Source organism: Cellulomonas pakistanensis, assembly GCF_016862755.1.
GTDB classification, from domain to species: Bacteria; Actinomycetota; Actinomycetes; order Actinomycetales; family Cellulomonadaceae; genus Cellulomonas; species Cellulomonas pakistanensis.
On sequence record NZ_BONO01000039.1, the window covers coordinates 1 to 23005 of the forward strand.

The window sequence follows — 23005 nt, forward strand, 5'->3', positions numbered from 1 at the left end:
CCAGACCTGCACCCGGGCGGGCCGGTCGTCGACCCGCACGAGCCGAACCGATCCGCAGGCTAGTCGAGCCGTCCCTGACGAGTCAGTCCAGGTCACCCAGTCTGTGGACGACCTCGCTGACTTGCGCTCGGTACCACCCGTTCGGCGCACTGATCTGCACCGATCGCCCGATCTGCCCGGGTTTCGGCCTCACGCCGCCGGGTGGGCGGGCCGCCGCCCGAGCCCCGGCACGCGGACACCCCGCCCGGCCCGCGCGTGCCCGACGACCGTCACCCACGGCGTCGCCGCGAGCGCGAGCAGGCACCACACCAGCGGCGCGCCGACAACCGCCAGCGCCACGCTCGCCAGCACGACGGCCGCCGACGCCCCGACGAGCACCACGTGGAACCGGTCGTGCGCCCGGCTGAGCGCGGCGAACAGGAGGTAGAAGGTGCCGACGTACACGGCGACCGGGATCGCCACGGTCAGCAGCGTGCTCACCGCCGACAGCGAGCTCTGGTCCCGCAGGAAGAACGCCGCCGCGTGCAGCCCGCCGCCGATCGCGATGATCGACCCGAACAGCACGATGTGCCCGTACCCCCAGGAGAACGACCGCCGCCGTAGCCCGGCCAGGAGCTCACCGCTCGGCATGACGTCGTACGCCCACCACAGGCCGAACGTCAGCGACACCCCGGCGAGCCCGAGCAGCGCGGTCTCGACCGTCCACCCGGACTCCTCGATGATCGCGGCGAGCGCGAACGTCGTGCCGGTCAGCCCCTCCCCCACGGCGATGATGACGACGAGCCCGTACCGCTCGGCGATGTGGTGCGGGTGCCAGGGCGTCCCGCCGTGTACGCGCTCCGCGACGACGGGCCCGACGAGCTCGAGCAGCACCAGCGGCACGACGAGCGCGAACGTCGTCGTGGTCGGCAGGTCGAGCAGCGCGATCGTCACCCAGCCGACCTGCGCGGCCAGCAGGGTCGCGATGAACACGGCGACGCTCGGCCGGCGGGCGGGGTCGGCGACCGCGGCGCGGGCCCACTGCAGCACCATCGGCACCCGCATGACGACGTACCCGAGCACGAGCACCCGGTTGTCGACGTGCTCCCCGGCGGCGAGCGACTCGAACATCGGCGGGACGCCCAGCGCGAGGATCAGGACGCCGACCATCTGCACCATCGTGGTGAGCCGGAACAGCCAGTCGTCGGTGTCGTACGCCGACGCGAACCACGTGAAGTTGATCCAGGCCCACGGCACGGCGAACGTGGCGAAGGCGAACCCGACGACCGCCGGCCCCACGTGACCGTCGGCGAGCAGGACCGCGAGCTCCTCGGCGGTGCGGCCGAACGCGATGACGAACGTGAGGTCGAACAGCAGCTCGAGCGGGGTGGCCGAGCGGCGCTCCTCGGCCGGGTCGCGGCCGATCATCCGGATGCGCAGCGGGGCGACGCGGGTGGACGTGAGCGGTGCGGAGGACCTCGTCACGAGTCGTGATGGTGCCACGCGACGGTGCGTCGGCTCAGCCCTGCTCGGCACCGCCGCGGAAGCCGACGAGCCACGGCGCGCGGTGCACGACGTCGGCCGCGAGGACGAGCCCGAGGAAGTCGCCGGCCTTGCCCGGCACGGGGACGTCGAGCACCGGGTACCGGTCCGACGCGTCGAGCGGCTGGTAGCTCAGCTCGATCCGCCGGCCGTACCGCTGGCCCATGAGCAGCCCGTCCGACCCGAGCCACGCGAGCGGCCGGATCTCGCCGCCCCGCTGCGGCGCGCGCGACCCGATGGGCCAGACCGGGACGACGGTCTCGTCCCCCGTCGCCAGGTCGAGCACCCAACGGGCGCTGCTTCTGCCGACCAGGATCCGCGTGCCGTCGGGGCTCCACGCGACCGAGCCGGCGACGTCCCGGTTCTCGATCACCCGGTGCTGGCCGGTGCTCAGGTCGGTGACGGCGACGTACCGGGTGCTGTCCGCGCTGCGGACGTGGCTGGTGAGGAGGCGGTCGCCGCCCGGCGAGAACTGGGCGGCCGCGCCGTCGTGGTTGCCGGTCAGCGTGTCGCGCAGCGGGAGGGTCGTGGCCGGGGTGTCTGGGGTCGCCGCGACGTCGAACCGGCAGCCGACCGACCCGTCCGCGGCGCGCTCGGGCGGGGAGGCGTACAGGTGCGGCCCGTCCGGCGCGGCCGCGAAGACGTGCGCGGCCGAGGGGCCCGTCGCGAGCTCCGTCGACCCGGTGGCGAGGTCGTAGTGGACGAACCCGGGCGGCGGGCTTCCCTCCCGGTGCCCCGGGAAGCGGATGTAGCTGACGCGCGTACCGTCCGGCGACAGCGCCTCCATCCAGAAGACCTGGTGCGCGGGCTCCTCCTGCGCCAGGTCGGGGACCTTGAGCAAACCCACGTCCGGGTCCCACGCCCACACCCACCCGTCGGCGAGCAGCACGAACGGCACCGGCGCGGCCGGGCTGCCGGCGCGGGTGCGCTCGACCCGGTGGAACGGCGGCAGCCACGTCGGCCGTCCCGCCCCCGCGCCGCCCGGGACGGACCCGGCGGCCGGGGCCGGATCGGCGAGCCTGCTGGCCAGTGCCTCGATCTCCGCGACGTCGTCGTCGGACACGCGGGCCGCGTTGATCAGCTCGGCCGGCGTGCACCCGTGACGGCGCAGCTCCTCGACGAGGATCCGCAGGCAGGTCAGCGCACGGTGCGGGTACGGCTCGTCGTCCTCCCGCCCGTCGAACCCGAGCACGACGAGCCCGTCCACGACGGCCGGTAGCCCGACGGGATCAGGGTCGTCCGGAAGCCACTCGGCGTCCGTCTCGACGCCGTCGTCGCCGACGGGTGCGTGCGAACCGCCGCCAGGCGGCGTCGGACGCCTCCAGCGCGCGCTGCGGGTCCTCGTGCCGGACCGCCACGAACGGGCGCATCACGACGTGCCCGCCGGGCGCCCGCACGGGACCCAGCACGTCGCCGGCGCAGCGCACGTCGTCGGGATCGGGGGACTCCGCGCGGAGCGCGCGAGCCCACAACGCCTGCGATGTCCGCAGCTCGCCGCCGTCGCTGTCGCCGGTGACGTGGCGGATCGCCGCGTCCCATCGCTGATCGGCCGCGGAGCGCCCCATCCGGCGGAGGCTAGCCGGACGGCGGCCGACGCTGGGGCGGTTCTGGCATCTGCGAGACCACATGCGCCCGATCGGCGCTCACTCCGCGCGCTCCGCGCCTCGACCGGCGCCGTCTCGCCGTCACTGCGCCATGCTCACCTCGCGGTCGTGAGCGCCCGCACCGCCCGCTCCACCCCGCGCAGCTCCGCCAGCCCCCGCATCCGCCCGTACAGCGAGTACCCCGGGTTCGTCACCCGCGCCCGGTCGTCCAGCAGCACGTGCCCGTGGTCCGGCCGCATCGGGATCGCCGCAGCCCCGGGCCCGCGCCGCGCCTCCTCCTCGACCAGCGCCGCGATCACCGCCACCATGTCCGCGTCCCCGTCCAGGTGCGGGGCCTCCGTGAACGACACCCCATCCGCGTCCAATGACACCGACCGCAGGTGCGCGAAGTGGATCCGCGACGCGAACCGCCGGGTCATCTCCACCACGTCGTTGTCCGCCCGCGACCCGTACGACCCGATGCACATCGTCAGCCCGTTGACCTCCGACGGCGCCGCCTCGAGCACCTCCGCAGCATCCGAGGCCGTCGACACCACCCGCGGCAGCCCGAACATCGGCCGCGGCGGGTCGTCCGGGTGGATCGCCAGCCGCACGCCGACCTCCTCGGCCACCGGCACGACCGCCTGCAGGAACGACGCCAGCCGACCGCGCAGCACCGACGCCGGCACCTCGTCGTACGTCGCCAGCGCCTCGCGGAACCGCCCGAGGTCGTAGTGCTCCTCGGCCCCCGGCAGGCCGGCCAGGATCGTCGATCGCAACCGCGCCCGCCGCTCCCCCGACAGCCCGTCCCACAGCCGCGACGCCGCCTCGACCTGCTCCGCCGTCCAGTCCGAAGCAGCCTCTGGCCGCGCCAGGTCGAACAGGTCGAACGCCGCCAGCGCCACCGCGTCGAACCGCAGCGCCAGCGCCCCGTCGGGCATCTCGTACGACAGGTCGGTCCGCGTCCAGTCCAGGACGGGCATGAAGTTGTAGCAGACGACGTCGAGCCCGCACGCGGCCAGGTTCCGCAGCGTCTCCTGGTACGCCTCGACCGCAGCGGAGGCCAACGGCCCGCCCGTCTTGACGTCCTCGTGCACCGGCACGCTCTCCACCACGTCCCACGACAGCCCCGCGGCCTCGATCTCCGCCTGCCGCGCGCGGATCTCGTCGACGGGCCAGACCGACCCGTTCGGGATGTGGTGCAGCGCGGTCACGATCCCGGTCGCGCCGGTCTGCCGGACCTCGGCCAGCGTGATCGGGTCGGCGGGGCCGAACCATCGCCAGGTGTGCTTCATCGCGGTTCCCTCCACTGGTTCACACAACAGACAACACGACGGCCCGGGGCCCCAGCACGCAGGACCCCGGGCCGTCGTCACGCAAAACGCGCGGTCACATGTTCAGCGTCGCCAGCTCGGTGGCCGGGTCGGCGCCGTTCGCGATGTTCTGCAGCACGACCCCGAGGTCGTTCTCCAGGCCGTCGTTCTCGGAGGTGAGCTTCCGCGGGAACTCCGCGTCGGCCAGCGCGTCGGTCACGATCTGCACCGACTCCAGGGCGACCGGGTTCTCGTCGGCCGACAGCTCCGCGGACACGCCCTCGGCGGCCGGGAAGCCCTGCATGGTGTTGGCCCAGATCTGCTGGCCCTCGCCCACGGCCAGGAACTCGGCGAACTTCTGCGCGGCCTCCAGCTTCGGGCCCTCGAGCTCGGCGCTCAGCGCGATCGAGTAGTCGACGCCGGAGACGGCCTTGGCCTCGTTGTCGCCGAGCGTCGGCATCGGCGCCATGCCGAGCACGTCGTCCTCGACCGCCGAGCCCGGGGTCTCGGAGTTGCCCGACAGCGTCGCGGAGACGTGCCACGAGCCGGTCGGCATGGCCAGCGCCTTGCGGGCCAGCAGGTAGTCGTCGCGGGCCGACGGGTAGATGGTCGTCGACGTCGCGCCCTCCTGGAACACCCCGTTGTTGAACAGCTCGGCCCAGCGCTCGGCGGCCGCGACCAGCGGCTCCGCGTCCCACGAGCCCTCGCCGGACGCGGCCTCGTAGATCGCCTCGCCGTCGCCGAACTGGGTGCTGAGCCAGACGAAGAAGTCGTCCGCGTGCCACGCGTCGGCGGCGCCCATCGCGAACGGGGTGTAGCCGGCGGCGCGCGCGGCCTCGGACACAGCGAGCAGCGACTCGTAGTCGGTCGGCAGCTCGAGGCCGAGCTCGTCGAACAGCGTCTGGTTGTAGAGGTAGAACTCCGAGCCGGCGGTGAGGATCGGCACGGCCGCGACGACGCCGTCGGAGGTGGTGACGGAGTCGAGGAGCTCGGGCTTGATCCCGTCGATCCAGTCGGCCGCGTACTCCTCGGTGTCGAGCGCGTACTCGGCGTAGTCGTCGAACGCCGACCCGACCTGGATGCCGTAGATGTCGGGCACCTCGCCGGCCAGGATGAGGTTGTCGAGCTCGCCGAGGTAGTCGCCGGCGCCCTCGGCGCCCTCGTACTGGATGGTGATGTCGGGGTTCTCGGCCTCGAACGCGTCGATGATGTCGGCGGCCTGGTCGACCGTGGGGATCCACGACCGGTAGACGAGCGTGACGGAGCCGTCCTCGGCGACGCCGTCGTCGCCGCCCGAGCCGCAGCCGGCGACGAGCAGGGCGAGGGAGGCGGTGGCGGCGCCGGCCGCGAGGACGCGGCGCCGGGCGGGGGTGGTGCGCATCTCGGATCTCCTGAGGGGTTCGACGTTGAACTGCAGGTCAGCGCGCCGCACGCGGCGCTGGGGAACAGAAGAAGGCGCTCAGCTCTTCACCGCGCCGGCCGTCAGGCCCGACTGCAGGTAGCGCTGGCTGAACAGGTAGACGATCACGGACGGGATCGTCATGAGGATGAGGCCGGCGTACAGCTGGCCGATCTGCTCCTGCGACATCCGCTCGTACTGCAGGAGCGCGACGGCGGCGGTCACCGGGAACTTCGACTCCGACGACAGCAGCAGGTTCGGGAGCAGGTACTCGTTCCAGCAGTACACGAACGACAGGACGGATACGTTCGCGAGCACCGGCCCGGACAGCGGCAGGAAGATCTTCGTGAACACGCCGATCGGGCGCGCGCCGTCGATGGTGGCCGCCTCGACCAGCTCCTGCGGGATGCCGTCGAAGTGGTTCTTCATCAGCAGCAGCATCACGAGCACGTTGAACGCGACGAGCGGGATGATCACGCCGACGTAGGAGTCGCGCAGGCCGAGGTCGTTCATGGTCGCGAACAGCGGGGTGACGACGGACGCGACCGGGATCGCCATGCAGGCGAGCAGCGCGCGGTACAGGAAGTTCCGCCCGCGGAACCGCATCCGCGCGAACGCGAACCCGGCGAGCGACGAGATGATCACGATGACGACGGTCGACCCGCCGGCCAGCAGGAAGCTGTTGCCGATCGCCGACCAGTAGTCGAACCGCGGGTGGTTCAGCACGGCCTCGTAGTTGCCGGCGCCGCCGACCTTGAACGACTCGACGAACGCGATGACGATCGGGTAGATCCACATCGCCGCGAGGAGGCACAGGACGGCGTACATCACCGTCCACATGAGGGTCTTCTGGTTGCGCACGGCTTACTTCTCCCTGCTGCTGACGCGGGTCTGGATCAGGGACAGCACGAACGCCGCGACGAGGATGAAGATCCCGATCGCCGACGAGTAGCCCGCGTCCCGGTTGAGCCGCTCCTGGTAGAGGAACGTGCTGAGGAAGTGGGTCGAGACGCCGGGGCCGCCCTGGGTCGTGAGCCAGACGGTGTCGAACGTCTTCAGCGAGCCGACGATGCCGAGCAGGATCAGCACGCCGGTCGTGCCCTTGAGCGACGGGACCGTGATGGAGAACAGCCGCCGCCACCAGCCCGCGCCGTCCAGCGACGAGGCCTCGTAGAGCTCGTCGGGGATCGACATCAGGCCGCTGAAGTAGACCATCATCGAGAAGCCCATCCAGGCGAACACGTTGATGACGACGATCGACCACACGCCGAGGTCGGCGCCGAGCCAGAGGATCGAGTCGTCCTCCCCCAGCAGCCCGAGCGCCCGCAGCGTCTCGTTCAGCGAGCCGTAGTTCGCCTCGAACATGTACTTGAAGACCGTCGCGATGATCGCGGGGGCCATGGCGATCGGCAGGAAGAAGATCGCCTTGAAGAAGTTGGCCCCGGGCATCCGCTCCTTGGCGATGACCGCGATCAGCAGGCCGAGCACGGTCTGCAGGAAGACGGTCGCCACCATGAACACGAGCGTGTTCCGCAGGGCGATGTAGAACGTGCGGTCGGCGAACAGCCGCTCGTAGTTCTCGACCCCGATGAACTCCATCCGGGTCAGGCCGTTCCAGTCGGTCAGGCTGGCCCAGACGGCGAAGCCGACGGTGTAGTAGAGGAGTGCGCCGGCCAGCACGACGATCGGGGCCACGTACAGGTAGGGGGCCCATCGGCCGCCGAACTGCCGCATCGCGGTTCTCCTAGGTCATCGTTGAACTAAGGCCTCCCGGCCGAGGCGCGGGAGGGTGGTTGGTTCAACGTCGTAGTTCGACGTTGAACGGAGCGACCGTAACACAGGTACGATCAGGCCGACGAGCCCGGCGCCGGGTGGTTCCACCGGTCGAGCGGACCGGGACGAACCGGCACCGAACGGGCGCACGGGCACGATGACGAGGGGATTCTCGATGGCGCGAGTGCGGCTCGCCGACGTCGCCGAACGGGTCGGCGTCAGCACCAAGACGGTGTCGAACGTCGTGAACGGCACCGGCTGGGTGAGCGCCCCCGTGCGCGAGCGGATCCTGGCGACGATCGCCGAGCTCGGCTACCGCCCGAACCTCGCCGCGCGGCAGCTGCGCAGCGGGTCGAGCGGGCTGATCGGCCTGTGCGTGCCGAGCCTGCGCGAGCCGTACTTCGCGGAGTTCGCGTCGGAGTTCGTGTCCGCCGCCGAGGCGCGCGGGACGACGGTGCTGGTCACGCAGTCGAAGGGCAACCGGCAGGTCGAGCTCGCGATGCTCGAGAACGAGGACCTGCCCGCGATCGACGGCCTGGTGTTCAGCCCCCTGACGCTGACCCGCGAGGACACCGAGGCCCGCCGGTCGACGATCCCGCTGGTGCTGATCGGCGAGCACGGCGAGGCGCTCGCCTCCGACACGATCCCGCACGTCGGCCCGGACAACGCCGCGGCGGCGGAGGCGGCCACGCGGCACCTGCTCGACCAGGGGCGCCGGCGGATCGCGGCGGTCGGCCTCCAGTCGAACGAGGTCGACTCGACCGGGCACGTGCGGTTCGAGGGCTACAAGCGCGCGCTCGACGCCGCCGGCATCCCGCTGGACCCGGCCCTGCTGATCGAGGTCGAGGCGTACCACCGGGCGGAGGGCTCCGCGGCGGTCGAGAAGCTGCTCGCGGACGGCGTCGAGTTCGACGGGGTGTTCTGCTTCAACGACTCGCTGGCGTTCGGCGCGCTGTACACGCTGGGCGTGCACCGGGTCGCGGTGCCGGAGTCGGTCGCGGTCGTCGGGTACGACAACATCGAGGAGGGCGCGTTCCTCGTGCCGCCGCTGACGACGATCGACCCGGGGCTCGCGACGTCGACGGGGCTGATCCTGGACCTGCTCATCGGCACGCGGAAGGGCGAGGGCGGCCACATCGGCACCCCGTTCAGCCTCGTCGAGCGCTGACCCCGGGCGCCTCGCCCGCCGAGAGGTCGCAGATCGGGCGCTTCAGCCCCGCGAACCCCCCGATCCGTGCCCTCTCGGACGCCGAGTGGGCGGTTGATGTCGTCTCCCGGGGTCGGGAAGGGGCACCTACCGCCCACTCGGCGTCAGCGATGCCGCGCGGGCTACAGACCCCGCGAGGTCAGGCGCAGGGTCAGCTCGGCCGGGGCCGGGTTCAGGACCGCGTTCGGCAGCACCCCCGGCCCGCACGCCGCGGAGCCCAGGCCGTGCTGCGCCGCGTCGACGTGCACGTACAGCCGCCCGTCGGGCGTCAGCTCGTGCGGGTGCGCCGCCAGATCCAGCGCGCGGTCGGACCACGGCCGCAGCGACAGCTCGACGCCCGCGCGCGGCACGCCGCCGTAGACCGTCGGCCCCGCGTCGAGCGTCAGCGTCGACCCGTCCGCGAAGTCGAGCGCCGCGTGCGTGACGCCCCGGCGCGCGCCGTTCTCCTGCGGGTGCGTGTACCGGGTCTGCAGGTCGCGCACCGTGTGCGACCACGCGCCGCCGACCGCGGCCTTGGCGGAGTCGGCGTACGACTCGTCCGGCCCGAGCCCGAGCCACGACACCGCGACGTCCGAGGCGGCCGCCTCGTCGAGCGTCAGCAGCAGCCCGAGCCGCGCGATCGACCCGGTCCAGCGCCCGTCGGGCACGATCCGCACCCGCAGGTCCACCGAGCCGTCGGCCCCCGACGACCACACGTACGTCGTCCGGAACCCGTTCCGCGTCCGCGGCCCCGCCGTGCGCGCCTCGACCACCAGCGCCCCGTCGGCGTCAAGCGCGGCCGAGATCTTGCGCTCCGCCAGCAGGTGCAGCCCGCGCTCCTTCCAGACGGCCTCGTCCGACGGGCCGACCCACATGCCCGACCGGCGGTCGTTGTCCGTCGGCGCGCGCCACGCGTCCACCCGCAGCTCGGCGACCCGGCGGCCGTGCAGGGTCACCAGGTTGCCGACCTCGTCGAACCGCGCCGGCCCGACGACGTACGACCCGTCCGCCTCCTGCCGGGCGCCGCCGGCGGCCACGTCCGCGAGCGCCACGGCCGGCACGACGGCCAGCTGCCCGGTCGCGACGACCCACGGCCCGCCCGCGAACCAGGACGCGTCGAGCGCGTCCGCGGCGTGCTGCACCGCGCGCAGCGTCCAGAACGTCGGCGTGTGGTCGGCGGGCGGCAGCGGCAGGTCGGCCGGGGGCGTCACGCGCACGGACGCGCCCGGCGCCAGCACCCCGAGGTCGAGCGTGCCGGTCGCCAGCACGGAGGACCCGTGCGACAGCGTCCACTCGAACGTCAGGTGCGCCGTGTCCCGGAACGCGTACCGGTTCCGCACCAGCAGGGCGTCCCCGCCGTCGACGACGTCCAGCCGCACCGGCGCGAACACCGCCGCCACCTCCAGCAGCGACGGCGACGGCGTGCGGTCCGGCAGCACCAGCCCGTCGGCCACGAACGTGCCGTCGTGGAACAGCTCGCCGAAGTCGCCGCCGTACGCCGCGAACTCCCGGCCCTCGGCGTCGCGGCGGGACAGGCCGTGGTCGATCCACTCCCAGATGAACCCGCCCATGAGCCGCGGGTAGCGGTCGAACAGGTCGTCGTAGTCGGAGAGCCCGCCCGGGCCGTTGCCCATGGCGTGGGCGTACTCGCACTGCAGGAACGGCATGAGCCGCCGGCGCGCGTCCGCCTCGGGGCGGGCCAGGGCCGGGTCGACGCCGCGGCCGATCAGCTCGGTGTGCTCGCTCGTCGCGTACATCCGCGAGTAGACGTCCACGTGGTCGGACGACCAGTCGCCCTCGTAGTGGATCGGCCGGGTCGGGTCGAGCGCGCGGACCGCGGCGGACATCGCGGCGATGTTGCAGCCGCCGCCCGCCTCGTTGCCGAGCGACCACAGGATGATGCTCGGGTGGTGCGCGTCCCGGCGGACCATGCGGGTCACGCGGTCGACGAGCACGTCCTCCCACGCCGGGTCGTCCACCGGGTTGCCCGGCCAGCGGCCGTCCTCCTGCTCGAACCCGTGCGTCTCGAGGTCGTTCTCGTCGATGACGTAGAGGCCGTGCCGGTCGCACAGGTCGAGGAAGTGCGGGTGCGGCGGGTAGTGGCTGGTGCGCACGGCGTTGATGTGGTGCCGCTTCATGAGCAGGACGTCCTGCTCCATGAGCTCCGCGCCGACCGACCGGCCGCGCAGCGGGTCGAACTCGTGCCGGTTGACGCCGCGCAGCTTCACCGGGGCGCCGTTGACCAGGAAGACCCCGTCGACGATCGCGACGGTGCGGAAGCCGGCCTGCAGCACGACCCGCTCCCCCGGCGCCTGGACGACGACCTCGTAGAGCCGCGGGCGCTCGGCGCTCCACGGGTCGACGGCGGCCGTGGCGGTCTCGCCGGGCGCCAGGTCGAGGCCGAGCTCCGCGACCGTGACCCGCGTGCCGGGCGCGGCGTCCTCGACGTCGACCCGGATCGTGCCGGTGCCGGTGGTGTGGTGGTAGTCGGCCGTGATCCCGACATGGCCGAGCCCGGCGTCCGGCCGGTGCTCGAGCGTCACGCTGCGGAAGATGCCCGACAGCCACCACTGGTCCTGGTCCTCGACGTACGAGAACGCCGACCACTGGGTGACGCGCACGGCGAGCAGGTTCTGCCCCGGCTGCAGCACGTCGGTCAGGTCGATCTCGGTCGGCAGGCGGGAGCCGTGCGACGTGGCGACGACCGTGCCGTTCACGGCGACCTCGAACCAGGAGTCGACGCCCTCGAACCGCAGGTACGTCCGCCCGCCGGTCGGCCAGTCCTCCGGGAGCTCGACGATGCGGCGGTACTCGCCGGTCGGGTTGTCGTCCGGCACGAACGGCGGGTCGATCGGGAACGGGAACAGCTTGTTGCTGTACGCCGGCGTCCCGTACGGCCACGCGTCCGGCGCCTGCGCGAGCTGCCAGTGCCCCGGGACCGCGATCGTGTCCCAGTCGTCGCCCGGGTCCTTGGGGTCGGCGCCGGTGCGGGCCGTCGGGTGCAGCCGGAACCGCCAGGGGCCGTCCAGGCTCGCGGTGCGGGCGTCCGACGACCCGGTCGGCGGCCGGAACCGCGCAGGGACGACGCCGGTGGGCGGAATGACGGTGACGTGGTCGGTCACGGGCTCTCCTCGTCGGGGTGGATCGCAGCTGTGCGGTCCGCCCTGGCAGTGTGCCAAAGGTCGGCGCCGTCGCCTGCATCGGGGGCTCGCGGGCAAGCCCTAGTTCAACGATGGACTATAGTCGGCGGCGCCGCCGTAGTTCAACGCTGAACGCATCTCGACGAAGGGTCCCACCCATGCACTCCGCCACCGTCGTCATCGACCCCGCCTTCACGGTCGCCCCGGTCCGCCGCGGCACCTTCGGCACATTCGTCGAGCACCTGGGCCGGTGCGTCTACACAGGCATCTACGAGCCCGGCCACCCCACCGCCGACGCCGACGGGTTCCGGGGCGACGTGCTCGCGCTGGCCCGCGAGATGGGCGTCTCGACCGTGCGCTACCCCGGGGGCAACTTCGTCTCCGGCTACAACTGGGAGGACGGCGTCGGCCCGGTCGAGGACCGCCCCGAGCGGCTCGACCTGGCCTGGCACTCGACCGAGACCAACGCGTTCGGGCTGCACGAGTTCATGGCCTGGACGAAGGCCGCGGGCGTCGAGCCGATGATGGCCGTCAACCTCGGCACCCGCGGGCTGCCCGAGGCGATCGAGCTGCTGGAGTACGCGAACCAGCGCCGCGGGTCGGCCCGGGCGGAGCAGCGCCGGGCCAACGGTGCCGACGAGCCGTTCGGCATCTCGTTCTGGTGCCTCGGCAACGAGATGGATGGCCCGTGGCAGCTCGGGCACAAGACCGCCCGCGAGTACGGGCGGCTCGCCGCCGAGACCGCGCGCGGCATGCGGCAGATCTTCCCGGACCTCACGCTGGTCGCCTGCGGGTCGTCGTCGTCCGGCATGCCGACGTTCGGTACCTGGGAGCGCGAGGTGCTCGAGGAGTGCTACGACCAGGTCGACCTGATCTCGGCGCACGCGTACTACCGCGAGCAGGACGGCGACCTCGGCTCGTTCCTGGCGTCGGCGCAGGACATGGACCACTTCGTGGCGACGGTCGCGGCGACGGCCGACGCGGTGGGCGCGGCGCGGAAGACCTCGAAGCGGATCAACATCTCGTTCGACGAGTGGAACGTCTGGTACCACGAGGACGAGTCGAAGCTCCCGAAGGGCGAGGACTGGCCGGTCGCCCCGCGGCTCGAGGAGGACGTGTACACGGTCGCCGACGCCGTGGTCGTGGGGAACCTGCTGATCTCGCTGCTGCGGAACTCGGACCGGGTGCACTCGGCCAGCCAGGCGCAGCTCGTGAACGCGCTCGCGCCGATCATGACCGAGCCCGGCGGACCGGCCTGGCGGCAGACGACGTTCCACCCGTTCGCGCTGACGTCGCGGTACGCGCGCGGCGAGGTGCTGCGGGTGGCCGTGGACGCGCCGACGTACGAGAACAAGCGGTTCGGGTCGTCGGTGCTGGTGGACGCGGTGGCGACGCACGACGCGGCGACCGGCGACATCGCGGTGTTCGCGGTCAACCGGGCCGTCGACGCGCCGACCACGCTGCGGGTCGACCTGCGGGGCGTCGGCGCGGTCGAGGTCGTCGAGGCGCTGACCTACGCGCACGACGACGTGCACTGGCGCGCGACCCAGGAGGACGCGGAGACGGTCCTGCCGCGCGCGAACGCCAGCGCGACGGTCGGGTCGGACGGCGTCCTGACGGTCGAGCTGCCGGCGGTGTCGTGGTCGGTCCTGCGTCTGCGGGGCGCCGCGGCCTGACGTCGGGGGTGCGGGCGGCGGCCCGGGGGCGGGGTCCCGGGGCCGGGCGGTCGGTGACCGCCCGGACAGCCGATCGTCGCGGGCCCGGCTCGCCGATCGGCTGGCGGCGCGACGATCGGCTGGTCGCGTCGCGCGTCGGCGCGTCGATGCGCGGCCGCGAGACCCACTGATCCGGTCGAGCGCAGCCGTTTCGCGCGTGGGTCTCGCGCGGATCAGTGGGTCTCGGCGCTGCCCGGGTCGGCGGTCGCGCACGCGCCCGCGCGGTCTTGCGCCGCCCGCGCCCGCCGCGACCTCCCCCCTCCGGCGCAGGGTTGCGTCGAAAGGCGCAATCTCCCGGCACCGCCTCGCGCCCGATGTGCCGGGGCGCCGGCGCTCGCGAGGGTGGAGGTGCAGGCCAGGGGTGCCGCACCCGGGGCACGACCCGGACACCGCCCGGCCGCGAGGAGGCCGCCGTGCGCCCCACCGACCGCGCGACCGCACCCGACGACCGCACCGCCCGCCCGACCACCCAGCCCCGCCCCGCCCGCCGCCGCGCGACCGGGCACCGGCGCCGCGCCGGCGCCGCGCTCGCCGGGGTCGCCCTGCTCGCCGGCCTAGCCGCGTGCGCCCCGGCCGCCGCCGCGCCGACCCCCGCGCCCGAGCGCGAGGCCCCCGTCGCCGGCGCCGTGGCCCCGTCCGTCGACGGCACGCGCCCCGGCACCGGGACCCCGGCCACCCCGGACCCCACGCCGGCTCCCGACCTCACCCGCACCGACGTCGACGCCTGGCTCGACGGGTTCCTCCCCGCCGCGCTCGACCGCACCGACATCCCCGGCGCCGCCGTCGCGGTGGTGCACGACGGCGAGGTGCTCACCACCCGCGGCTACGGCTGGGCCGACACCGGCACGGAGTCGGGCGAGCCCGTCCCCGTCGACCCCGACCGCACGCTGTTCCGCCCCGGCTCGGTGTCGAAGCTCGTCACCGCGACGGCCGTCATGCAGCTGGTCGAGTCCGGCGACGTCGACCTCGACACCGACGTGGCCGAGTACGTCGACGTCGACGTCCCCCGGGCGTTCGACGACCCGATCACGCTGCGGCACCTGCTCACGCACACCGCCGGGTTCGAGGAGCGGATCCGCGGTCTCATCGGCCCCGAGGGCACGCCTGTCGACCTGCGCGCGGCGCTCGCCACCGACCCGCCCGAGCAGGTGTACCGGCCCGGGACCGTGCCCGCGTACTCGAACTACGGCAACGCGCTCGCCGGGTACGTCGTCGAGCGGGTGAGCGGCGAGCCGTTCGAGCGGTACGTGCAGGAGCACGTCCTCGATCCCGCCGGGATGCGCACGGCCACGTTCGACCAGCCGGTGCCGGCGGACCTGCAGGACGACCTCGCCGCGGGGTACGGCACCGCGTCCGGCCCGTCGACCGGGGTCGAGGTCGTCGGCGTCCCGCCGGCCGGTGCCCTGACCGCGTCCGCCGCCGACATGGCCGGGCTCATGCTCGCGCTGCTCGGCGAGCCCGCGACCGGCGAGCCGGTGCTCGACGCCGACACGCTGGACACCATGCAGCGCCCGGCGCTCGACGAGGGTCAGCTCGGCACGCTCGCCGGCGGGCTGCGGATGGGGCTCGGGTTCTTCCAGGAGGACCGCAACGGGCACCGCGTCGTCGGGCACGGCGGCGACACGAACGCCTTCCACTCGCACCTGCAGCTGTACCCCGACGAGCGGACCGGCGTGTTCGTGTCGGTGAACGGCTCGGGCGCCGGGGCGCTCGACAGCCTCCAGCTGCGCGAGCAGCTGATGCAGGGCTTCGCCGACCGCTACTTCCCCGCCGGCGAAGCCGACGCCCCCACCGCCGTCGACCCCGACACCGCCCGCGCGCACGCCGCCCTGCTCGCCGGCTCGTACACCGACTCCCGCGCCATGCGCAGCACCTTCCTGCACGCGACCGAGCTGCTGTCCGTCACCGAGGTCACCGCGCAGGAGGACGGCCGCGTGCTCGTCACGCCGGGACCGCTCACCGACCGCCCCGTCCTGTACGAGGAGGTCGAGCCGTGGGTGTGGCAGGAGGTCGGCGGCCAGCGCACCATCGCCGCCCGCGCCGAGGACGGCCAGGTCACCGCGATCGGCTACGACTCGGCGTTCACGCTGCTGCCCGCGAGCCCGGCGACCGGCGTGGCCCTGCCCGCGCTCGGCGCGGCGGTGCTCGTGCTGCTCGTCAGCGCGCTGGCCGGGCCGGTCGGTGCGCTGGTCCGTCGCATCCGGCACCGCGCCCCGCGGGACCGGGCCGGCCGGACCGCCCGGGTGCTGACCCGCGTCGCCGCGGCGAGCGCCGTGGTCGCCGTCGCCGGCTGGGCCGTGGCGATCACGACGATCATGGGCCTGGTGGACCTGCCGGAGGGCGGCCTGCGGGTGCTGCAGGTGCTGCAGGGCGTCGGGATCGCCGGGCTGGTGCCGGCGACGGTGCGGGTGGTCGGCGACGTGCGGCGCCGGTCCGGCGGGTGGCGCGTCGCCGGCGGCGTGCTCGTGCTGCTGGCGCTGGGCGTCGTCGCCTGGTTCGCGGTGACGTACCGGCTGGTGGCGCCGAGCCTGTCGTACTGACCGCGGACGACGGCGGCCGCTCCACCGGACCGGTGGAGCGGCCGCTGTGCGCGTCCGAGAAGCGTCAGGCGCGCCCGGCCGAGCCCCCGCGCTTGGTGGCCCGGCCCAGCAGCTCCTTGGCCTTGCGCTGGTTCTCGGGCTTGGAGATCTCGCGCACCGCGATCTGCGCGACCTTCGCGGCCGCCGCGCTCTTCAGTGCCTTGCCGAGGAATCCCATGGTCGCCTCCTGTCGCTCGTGAGCGGCGACAGTAACCCGCGCGGGGCGGGCGCGCGCGACGGAGCACCGCCTGCCGCGCGCGCCCCCGTCGCGGGCGACGCCCCTCAGACCGCCGGCGCGCCCTCCGCCGCGATCGCGTCGGTCAGCAGCCCGACCAGCGCCTCCAGCTGGACGTCCGTGGCCGCGCCGTCCTCGACGTCGACCCCGTCGAGCGCGCGGGCGGCGAGGCCCGACTTGCTGTCGATGAGCTCGGCGATCCGGGTGTCGACGGTCTGCGCAGCGATGACCCGCCACGCGGTCACCGGCTCGGACTGCCCGATGCGGTGGATCCGGTCGATCGCCTGCGTCTGCTCGGCGTCGGTCCACGACAGCTCGGCGAGCACGAGGTTCGACGCGACCTGCAGGTTGAGTCCGACGCCGGCGGCGGTCAGCGAGCAGACGACGATCTGGACCTCGGGGTCCTCGACGAACGCCGTGACGTTCTTGTCGCGCTGCCGCGGGGTCTGGTCGCCGCGGATCGAGGCGTACGTGATCCCCCGCTCCGCGAACGCCTGCTCGGCGTGGTCCATGACGTCGACGTGCTTCGCGAAGAACACGACCTTGCCGACGTTGCGGGCCAGCTGGGCGGCGTAGTCGGCCGCCGGCGCGGCCTTGGCCTGGCCGATCCGGCGGACCATCGAGAACACGTTCTCGCCCTTGGCCTTGCCGCTGGAGTCCTTGAGCTCCGCCGCGGCGACGCGCCGGGCCAGGTCCTGGTCGGTGCCGGTGACGACGCCGCCCTCCCGCGCCTCGACCGCGCTGCGGTACCGCTGCAGCAGGCGGGCGACCAGCGCGGCCTCGGCCTCGCGGATCGACCGGCCGGCCGCGCCGTCGAGCTCGACCAGCAGGTCGGCGACCCGGCGGGCGGGGATGTCGGCGACCACGTCGGCCTTGCGGCGGCGCACGATGCCCTGCTCGACGACGCACTGCCGCGCGGCGGCGGAGAACCCGCGGTCCGCGGGGGTGAGCCCGATGTCGTCGAGCGCCGTCATGAGCGGGCCGAGCGGCTTCTCGTCGTCGATCCAGCCGAGGTACTGCCAGATCGCCCGGAAGTCCTCGATGTCGTTGATCAGCGGGGTGCCGGTGAGCGCCATGAGCAGCGGGCGCCCGGTGCGCTCGCGCATCCGCTCGGCGATCGACAGCACGTGCTGCGAGCGCTGCGACCGCTTGTTCTTGATGAAGTGCGCCTCGTCGACGACCATCCCGCGGAAGCCGTGCTCGCCGAGCCAGCCGACGTGCCGGTCGAGGATCTCGTAGTTGACGATCACCACGTCGGCGAACCCGTCGACCCGCTCGCCGTCGCCGTGCACGACCGTCGCGCGGCGCTCGGGCGTCCACAGGCCGACCTCGTGGGCCCAGTTCGTCTTGACGACGTTGGGGACCACGACCAGCAGCGGGTAGGCGCCGGCGGCGCGGGCGGCGAGCAGCGCCTGCGCGGTCTTGCCGAGGCCGGGCTCGTCGGCGAGCAGGAACGTGCGGTGGCCCTGCGCCGCGGCGGTGACGACCTGCGACTGGTGCGGCATGAGCTCGCGGCCCGGCGGGGTGGGCACCGCGACCGGCTCGGGCAGCGGCATGCACGCGGGGGCGCCGGGGCCGGCCTGCTCGAACGACCGGAACAGCGGCTCGAGCAGCTCCCAGCCCACGAGCCGGCGGGGCTTCGCGGCCACTCGCGCGGCGGCGGCCTCGAAGTCGGGCGGCAGGAACGGGTTCGCGAGCCGGCGCGAGATCACCGACTGCGGGACGACCTGCTTGTCGGCGCCGGGCACGGGCGCCGGCGGGGCCTCGGGCTCGGGCTCCTCCTCGGGCGCCTCGCGGCCGGCGGCGCGCAGCACCGTCGCCTTGTACGCGCGCGCCGCGTCGGACACGCGGGCCTCGTCGGCGAGCAGCGCCAGCAGCGAGGTGTCCCGCGCGGCGATGCGGGCCAGCAGGGTCGCGACCCCGTCGAGCCGCTTGAGCTCCTGCGCGCGCTTGGCGGAGGTGAGCTCGGCGTCGGCCTCGACCCGGGCCTTCTCCTCGCGGACCAGCAGGGCCACGACCTGGAACTTGGTGCGCACCGCGGGGCGCACCGGCGGCCGCTGAACGGCCCCCTCGATCTCGCGGACCACCCCGGCGAGCACCGGGACGAGGCCCTGCTCGGACGGGCGGGGCGCGCGGCGGCGCTGCTGGGTCGCGGACGCGGGGCGCCCGGCGGACCGGCGCTGGCCGGTTCGTGCCACGTAGTTCTCCTTCGTGCTGCAGATCGCGCCGGCGGCACGGACGTCGTGCCGTCGGCGCGCGGGTCCGGCGCGGGCGCCGGGTGCGCGGTGACGCGTCGACGCGCGGCACCGGTACCGCGCAGGCCCGGGGCTCGAGCCGGCGGCGGCGAGGCGCCGGTGCGGTGGCGCGTCGTCGGGCTCCCCCACCCGGCCAGGGCGGGGAGGCCTCGGCGACCGTGCCGGCCCCTCGGGGCGCGGACGGCCGTCGGTGCGCCTGGGCAGACTCGAACTGCCGACACCCGCTTTAGGAGCTCGGCACACACCGGCTCTTGACCACCAGCGTTGCCAAGCTCTCCGCGTCTGACCTGCAGCTACGTTCCACCCAGTACGCATCATTCGCGGTTACTACGGAGTCGTGTGCTCACCCCGTGCTCACCAGCTCGACAGCTTACCGAATCCGCCACGAGCGACCACACCGACCGGCTACTGTCGCGCCTAGACCGCGAAACGTCCCCCCCCGATGGAGGGCCCACCGATGTCCGAGCCGACGACGCCGGAGCCGACCGCCGACGCGGCGCGTCCAGCCACCCAGGCCAAGGCCCCCTTCAAGGACCCGCGCCCCAGTGTCGAGAGAGTCTCGCAGCTCGCCCAGCGCGTTCTCACTGGCGACATCCTGCTCCCGAAGTTCCAAAGGGACTTTGTTTGGCCCCGAGACAAGGTCCTCGGCCTGCTCGATTCCATTGCACTGAATTATCCCATCGGCAGCATACTGCTGTGGCAATCCAAGCAAGAACTTGCTAATGAGCGCTCGATCGCAGGCCTCCCGATCGCGGAGCCCAAGCCCGACTACCCAGTGAACTACTTGCTCGACGGGCAACAGCGACTCTCAACGGTCTGCGGCGCACTGCACTGGACACCGAACAACGATCCTGACAGCCTCTGGAACATCGTCTACGATCTCAAGTCACAGGCATTCCTGCACCTGTACTCGCTAGACGAGCCCCCGCTCACTCAAGTGCCGCTGCGGCATCTTTCCAATCCAGCGAAGTACTTCCAGCGCAATGCATCTATCGAAGATGCCGAGCTGAGACAACGTGCGGACGCCCTGTTCAACCGGTTCCAGGATTACATGATTGCAGCGGTGACCCTGGGCGACATGCCAATTGACGACATCGCTCCCGTGTTCGAGAGAATCAACAGCACCGCAACACCTCTCACGATCGTGGACTTGATGCGGGCCGCCACGTGGGATCCCGCGTTCGACCTCCGCGACTCGCTCGACTCCGTCAGGACCGAGCTTGACCAACGCGACTACGGAGGCATTGACCGGAAGACGATGCTCCGTGTCACTTCCGGTGCCGCTGGCTACGGGTTTCGAGTCGATGACATGGACAGGCTGCGCGGCAAGTCCCCGGCTGAACTGACAGAGATCATCGCGCAGGTGAGTCTCGCCTCGCGCCGCGCTGTCGACTTCCTCGCTACGCACATCAAGGCCCCGCGAGCCCAATCCCTACCATATGCGAACCAATTCGCTGTCTTGGCTGAAATATTCCGCCGAGTCCCGACGCCCTCGGCGAGCCAATTCACCGCGATCGAGCAGTGGTTCTGGCGCACCACACTGAGCGGATACTTCGGAGGCTGGAACACCGGTCAAATGTCTGCGGACTACGCCTCTATTGAGCGATTCGCTGCCGGAGCTCCGCGGATCGATGTCCCTGCGTCTCTCCCGCGTGGAGACGTATGGCGAGTTACCCAGTTCCGTTCAAATAGTGCAGTGTCAAAGATGCTCGCCCTCATGCTTTCTTACGCCCATCCGGTTGACTTGGTAACGGGACAGTCTATTGACGCACGGCGATCGCTGGCGTGGAACAACGATAAGGAGTACCACCACTTCTTCCCGCGAGACTTCCTCAAGGGGAACGATGTCCCGCCGGCACGCGCAAACTCGGCGGCGAACATCGTAATGCTGACCTCATCGAGCAATATCAAAATCAACAACAAGGCGCCAAGCCAGTACCTGAGCGCTCTCGTCGAGACGCATGGCCGGGAGGAAATGATCCGACGCTTGGAGACGCTGCTCGTACCAGAGGCCGCTCTGGACGCCGCGCTTGAAGACGACTTCGAGAGCTTCCTCCGCGCACGCGCCGAGTACCTGCAATCCCGGGCGCTCGCATTGGTCGGCGAGAGCGAAAGCGCGGAAGGGGCGGCATCTGAGATCGAGGGCGAGGCTCTCATCACGGACGCCGCCGTCCCTGAGGCGGCGGGAATTTCCGAGGAGATTCACGACCAGTCCGCCAGCTAGTCCGCACCTACCCGGGGGTATGACCCCTCAGCGATGCAATCAGGGACCGCTTGGTCTTAGCAGCGCTAGGCGTGCCACCATCGGAGGGTCAGAACGCCCGCACGGGAGGATGATGGGCCAGAAGCCGGTGCTGCGCTTCCTGGTCGTCGCGCAGGACGGCCGCTGCTCCGCGGAGTGGCGACTGTGGACAGGAAGTAAGCGCCCGTCCGATGACACGTATCTAGCTCCCCGCCATCTGGCCGGCAAGATGAAGTTTAGCTTCCACAAGGACGGGAGCTTTCAGCACGGCCCGACAGCGCCGGTACGCGAAGCTTTACGTCCCGGCGATCGTCACGCATTAGACCGTTGGACAGCGCCGCCCGCCACACCGACCAACGTCAGACTCGCCATAATCTTGAAGTTCTACGAGCGTGAGCTCAGCGGAGAAATCCGCAAGGCCTCCGATGCCTTGCAGATTCCGTCTGGCCCGCGCGGCGGCGCGAACGCCGTTGGCATCTTCATTGCTGACCACCAGATAACGCCTCATGAGCGACGCGAACTCGGTCTAACTGTCTACGCGACGCTAGCTCGCGCCAACTCTGGCGAGGTGCTCGTTGCTGGCTCGCCCGTGATGACTGACCCTAGCCAGTACACGGCAGACCTAGAAGCAGCAAAGTCGGTGACAAACCAACCGGCCTGGCAATGGACCAGTGATATCGCAGACCTTGGCTTTGGCTGGATCCACAGCGAAAGCGCGACTGGGGTTCGCATTGTGACGGAGTTGTCGAGCGCGACAATCGCGCGCGTAGCATCGCCAGGAGCGAGTTACTCAGATGACAGATTCGCTTTCATTGGGAGAATCGACGATCTTCCCGCAACCATGCGCCCATCGATTGCAATCTGTGGCGTGCTGGTGGTGACGCGGTCGGGCAATCGGGCTCTGTATATCGACGGGCTAGCGAGGTGTGATTTCGAAGCACTCAAGCAGGATGCCGTCTCCGTCAGCGATCAGCTCCGGGTGCATGGCCCCGATTCAGGCTGGTCATGCGGGCCGAATGGAACGCTATTCACCGGGCTGACGACCTCGAAACCTCACCAGCACTGATCGTCCGGGAGGTGGCTAGCGCACACGTCTCGCGTTCGCCACTTTTTGCGTGAGTGCGTCGAGATCAGGGAGCGTCAGAGCTCCGTTCACTAGCGCCTGAACAACGACTGCGCGCGCGCGGCGCTTGCGATCCACGCCCTGGCGGAGAACCAGAGCACATCCGACTATTCCGAGCATCGCCCAGGGCGTCCACTGGAATGAGAAGGCGACGACGACTAATACCAAGGCTGGTGCCAGCGCCGTACGAAGCTCCCCCTCAGACCACCACCGGTCATAGTCATCCCATAAGTCCTTGTTCTGAACTCGAAGGCGCACCGCGAGTTGACTCTCAGACGACTGTGCTCTGAAATAATAGAAATCAGCGAGACGACTCCGCACCTCCGAGATTGGAAGCATTCTCACTTCATCATCAGGCCCCATGATCTCATGGATCAGACGCGACGCTTCCAGCCCGACGTCTCGCACTATCGACTCCGGGATCTCATCCACCGCCGATTCGATTATCGGCCGTACCTCGTACTCTGCTTCGCTGAAGGCTCGCGCTCCTCGGCCTCGATCTGCCGCATAAGCTCGCGTGTGGAAGTCCGGGTCGATCTTGGCGATCAAGCCAAATTTGTCCTCTCGCACCCAGGCCACGATGCGGGATGCGACGCTGACAACCTCCACCGCGACAGCACCGGCTAGGAACGCAACGGAGATGCCAAGTGCTGTGGCGGCCGTGGGCCCGATAAGCTCGACCGTCCGGTAGATAAACGCCTCGAACCCTGTAGCTGTTCCTCGCGTCGGGAACGAGGGGCCGATCGCGATCCAAGCGGCGACACCCAAGACCAAGCCGACTCCGAGGGGCGTGCGCAGATCCCGGCTGCCAGGCAGCAATGCGGTGAGCATGGGTGCACCCTAGTCACCGCGTGCTCGGTCAGGGCCTGAGCGGCTCGCGCAGGCGGGCACACGGGATTCCCGGAGACTCGCCTGGATTCGGCGACAACCCCAAGCCCTAC

15 protein-coding genes are annotated in these 23005 nt (G+C 71.7%); 5 read left to right on the forward strand and 10 right to left on the reverse strand.

Annotation, left to right across the window (positions count from 1 at the left end):
- Positions 1–189: 189 nt before the first annotated feature.
- The 6 genes from Cpa01nite_RS17940 to Cpa01nite_RS17965 all read right to left on the reverse strand — a co-directional run bounded on the left by Cpa01nite_RS17940 (position 190) and on the right by Cpa01nite_RS17965 (position 7550).
- Positions 190–1464: a low temperature requirement protein A gene (locus Cpa01nite_RS17940; protein ID WP_239068909.1), complete on the reverse strand. Its 1275-nt coding sequence runs from the start codon at positions 1462–1464 to the stop codon at positions 190–192.
- A 34-nt stretch (positions 1465–1498) separates the two neighbouring features.
- Complete coding sequence (locus Cpa01nite_RS17945) at positions 1499–2728, reverse strand: WD40 repeat domain-containing protein (RefSeq protein ID WP_203670234.1); 1230 nt, start codon at positions 2726–2728, stop codon at positions 1499–1501.
- Between the two features lie 492 nt (positions 2729–3220).
- A complete protein-coding gene (gene uxuA / locus Cpa01nite_RS17950; protein WP_203670235.1) occupies positions 3221–4399 on the reverse strand; it encodes a mannonate dehydratase in 1179 nt (392 codons plus the stop codon).
- A 94-nt stretch (positions 4400–4493) separates the two neighbouring features.
- Entirely contained in the window at positions 4494–5798 is a 1305-nt protein-coding gene (locus tag Cpa01nite_RS17955) for an ABC transporter substrate-binding protein (RefSeq protein WP_203670236.1), read from the reverse strand.
- A gap of 78 nt (positions 5799–5876) precedes the next feature.
- On the reverse strand, positions 5877–6677 hold the full coding sequence (locus Cpa01nite_RS17960) for a carbohydrate ABC transporter permease (RefSeq protein ID WP_203670237.1): 801 nt from the start codon (positions 6675–6677) through the stop codon (positions 5877–5879).
- Positions 6678–6680: 3 nt separating this feature from the next.
- Positions 6681–7550 carry a carbohydrate ABC transporter permease gene (locus Cpa01nite_RS17965; RefSeq protein WP_203670238.1) on the reverse strand — a complete coding sequence of 290 codons (870 nt, stop codon included), beginning with the start codon at positions 7548–7550 and terminating at the stop codon, positions 6681–6683.
- Between the two features lie 214 nt (positions 7551–7764).
- Here Cpa01nite_RS17965 and Cpa01nite_RS17970 point away from each other — a divergent pair, with 214 nt between their 5' ends.
- Entirely contained in the window at positions 7765–8757 is a 993-nt protein-coding gene (locus Cpa01nite_RS17970) for a LacI family DNA-binding transcriptional regulator (RefSeq protein WP_203670239.1), read from the forward strand.
- A 161-nt stretch (positions 8758–8918) separates the two neighbouring features.
- Here the strand turns inward: Cpa01nite_RS17970 and Cpa01nite_RS17975 are convergent, their stop codons facing one another.
- The gene (locus Cpa01nite_RS17975; RefSeq protein ID WP_203670240.1) at positions 8919–11897 is read right to left on the reverse strand and encodes a glycoside hydrolase family 2 TIM barrel-domain containing protein; all 2979 of its coding nucleotides are present in this window, start codon (positions 11895–11897) and stop codon (positions 8919–8921) included.
- Between the two features lie 176 nt (positions 11898–12073).
- Here Cpa01nite_RS17975 and arfA point away from each other — a divergent pair, with 176 nt between their 5' ends.
- Positions 12074–13591 carry an arabinosylfuranosidase ArfA gene (arfA, locus tag Cpa01nite_RS17980; RefSeq protein ID WP_203670241.1) on the forward strand — a complete coding sequence of 506 codons (1518 nt, stop codon included), beginning with the start codon at positions 12074–12076 and terminating at the stop codon, positions 13589–13591.
- 452 nt (positions 13592–14043) lie between these two features.
- On the forward strand, positions 14044–16170 hold the full coding sequence (locus Cpa01nite_RS17985) for a serine hydrolase domain-containing protein (RefSeq protein ID WP_239068910.1): 2127 nt from the start codon (positions 14044–14046) through the stop codon (positions 16168–16170).
- Positions 16171–16234: 64 nt separating this feature from the next.
- Here Cpa01nite_RS17985 and Cpa01nite_RS17990 read toward each other — a convergent pair whose 3' ends face one another.
- Together Cpa01nite_RS17990 and Cpa01nite_RS17995 are read right to left on the reverse strand one after the other, a co-directional pair.
- On the reverse strand, positions 16235–16387 hold the full coding sequence (locus tag Cpa01nite_RS17990; protein ID WP_203670243.1) for a hypothetical protein: 153 nt from the start codon (positions 16385–16387) through the stop codon (positions 16235–16237).
- A 104-nt stretch (positions 16388–16491) separates the two neighbouring features.
- Positions 16492–18642 (reverse strand): DEAD/DEAH box helicase, encoded by a 2151-nt coding sequence (locus tag Cpa01nite_RS17995; RefSeq protein WP_203670244.1) that lies wholly within the window; start codon positions 18640–18642, stop codon positions 16492–16494.
- A 514-nt stretch (positions 18643–19156) separates the two neighbouring features.
- On the opposite strand from Cpa01nite_RS17995, the gene Cpa01nite_RS18000 reads away from it, so the two are divergent.
- Both Cpa01nite_RS18000 and Cpa01nite_RS18005 read left to right on the forward strand, forming a co-directional pair.
- Complete coding sequence (locus tag Cpa01nite_RS18000) at positions 19157–20923, forward strand: GmrSD restriction endonuclease domain-containing protein (RefSeq protein ID WP_203670245.1); 1767 nt, start codon at positions 19157–19159, stop codon at positions 20921–20923.
- A gap of 112 nt (positions 20924–21035) precedes the next feature.
- Entirely contained in the window at positions 21036–22007 is a 972-nt protein-coding gene (locus Cpa01nite_RS18005) for a hypothetical protein (protein ID WP_203670246.1), read from the forward strand.
- Between the two features lie 15 nt (positions 22008–22022).
- Here the strand turns inward: Cpa01nite_RS18005 and Cpa01nite_RS18010 are convergent, their stop codons facing one another.
- Complete coding sequence (locus Cpa01nite_RS18010) at positions 22023–22895, reverse strand: hypothetical protein (RefSeq protein ID WP_203670247.1); 873 nt, start codon at positions 22893–22895, stop codon at positions 22023–22025.
- Between the last annotated feature and the right edge of the window lie 110 nt (positions 22896–23005).

What these genes read in the sequence shown, in the direction of transcription:
- uxuA (WP_203670235.1), bottom strand. Translation starts at nt 4,399, where the DNA reads ATGAAGCACACCTGGCGATGGTTCGGCCCCGCCGACCCGATCACGCTG.
- Cpa01nite_RS17955 (WP_203670236.1), bottom strand. Translation starts at nt 5,798, where the DNA reads ATGCGCACCACCCCCGCCCGGCGCCGCGTCCTCGCGGCCGGCGCCGCC.
- Cpa01nite_RS17965 (WP_203670238.1), bottom strand. Translation starts at nt 7,550, where the DNA reads ATGCGGCAGTTCGGCGGCCGATGGGCCCCCTACCTGTACGTGGCCCCG.
- Cpa01nite_RS17970 (WP_203670239.1), top strand. Translation starts at nt 7,765, where the DNA reads ATGGCGCGAGTGCGGCTCGCCGACGTCGCCGAACGGGTCGGCGTCAGC.
- arfA (WP_203670241.1), top strand. Translation starts at nt 12,074, where the DNA reads ATGCACTCCGCCACCGTCGTCATCGACCCCGCCTTCACGGTCGCCCCG.
- Cpa01nite_RS17990 (WP_203670243.1), bottom strand. Translation starts at nt 16,387, where the DNA reads ATGGGATTCCTCGGCAAGGCACTGAAGAGCGCGGCGGCCGCGAAGGTC.
- Cpa01nite_RS18000 (WP_203670245.1), top strand. Translation starts at nt 19,157, where the DNA reads ATGTCCGAGCCGACGACGCCGGAGCCGACCGCCGACGCGGCGCGTCCA.
- Cpa01nite_RS18005 (WP_203670246.1), top strand. Translation starts at nt 21,036, where the DNA reads ATGGGCCAGAAGCCGGTGCTGCGCTTCCTGGTCGTCGCGCAGGACGGC.
- Cpa01nite_RS18010 (WP_203670247.1), bottom strand. Translation starts at nt 22,895, where the DNA reads ATGCTCACCGCATTGCTGCCTGGCAGCCGGGATCTGCGCACGCCCCTC.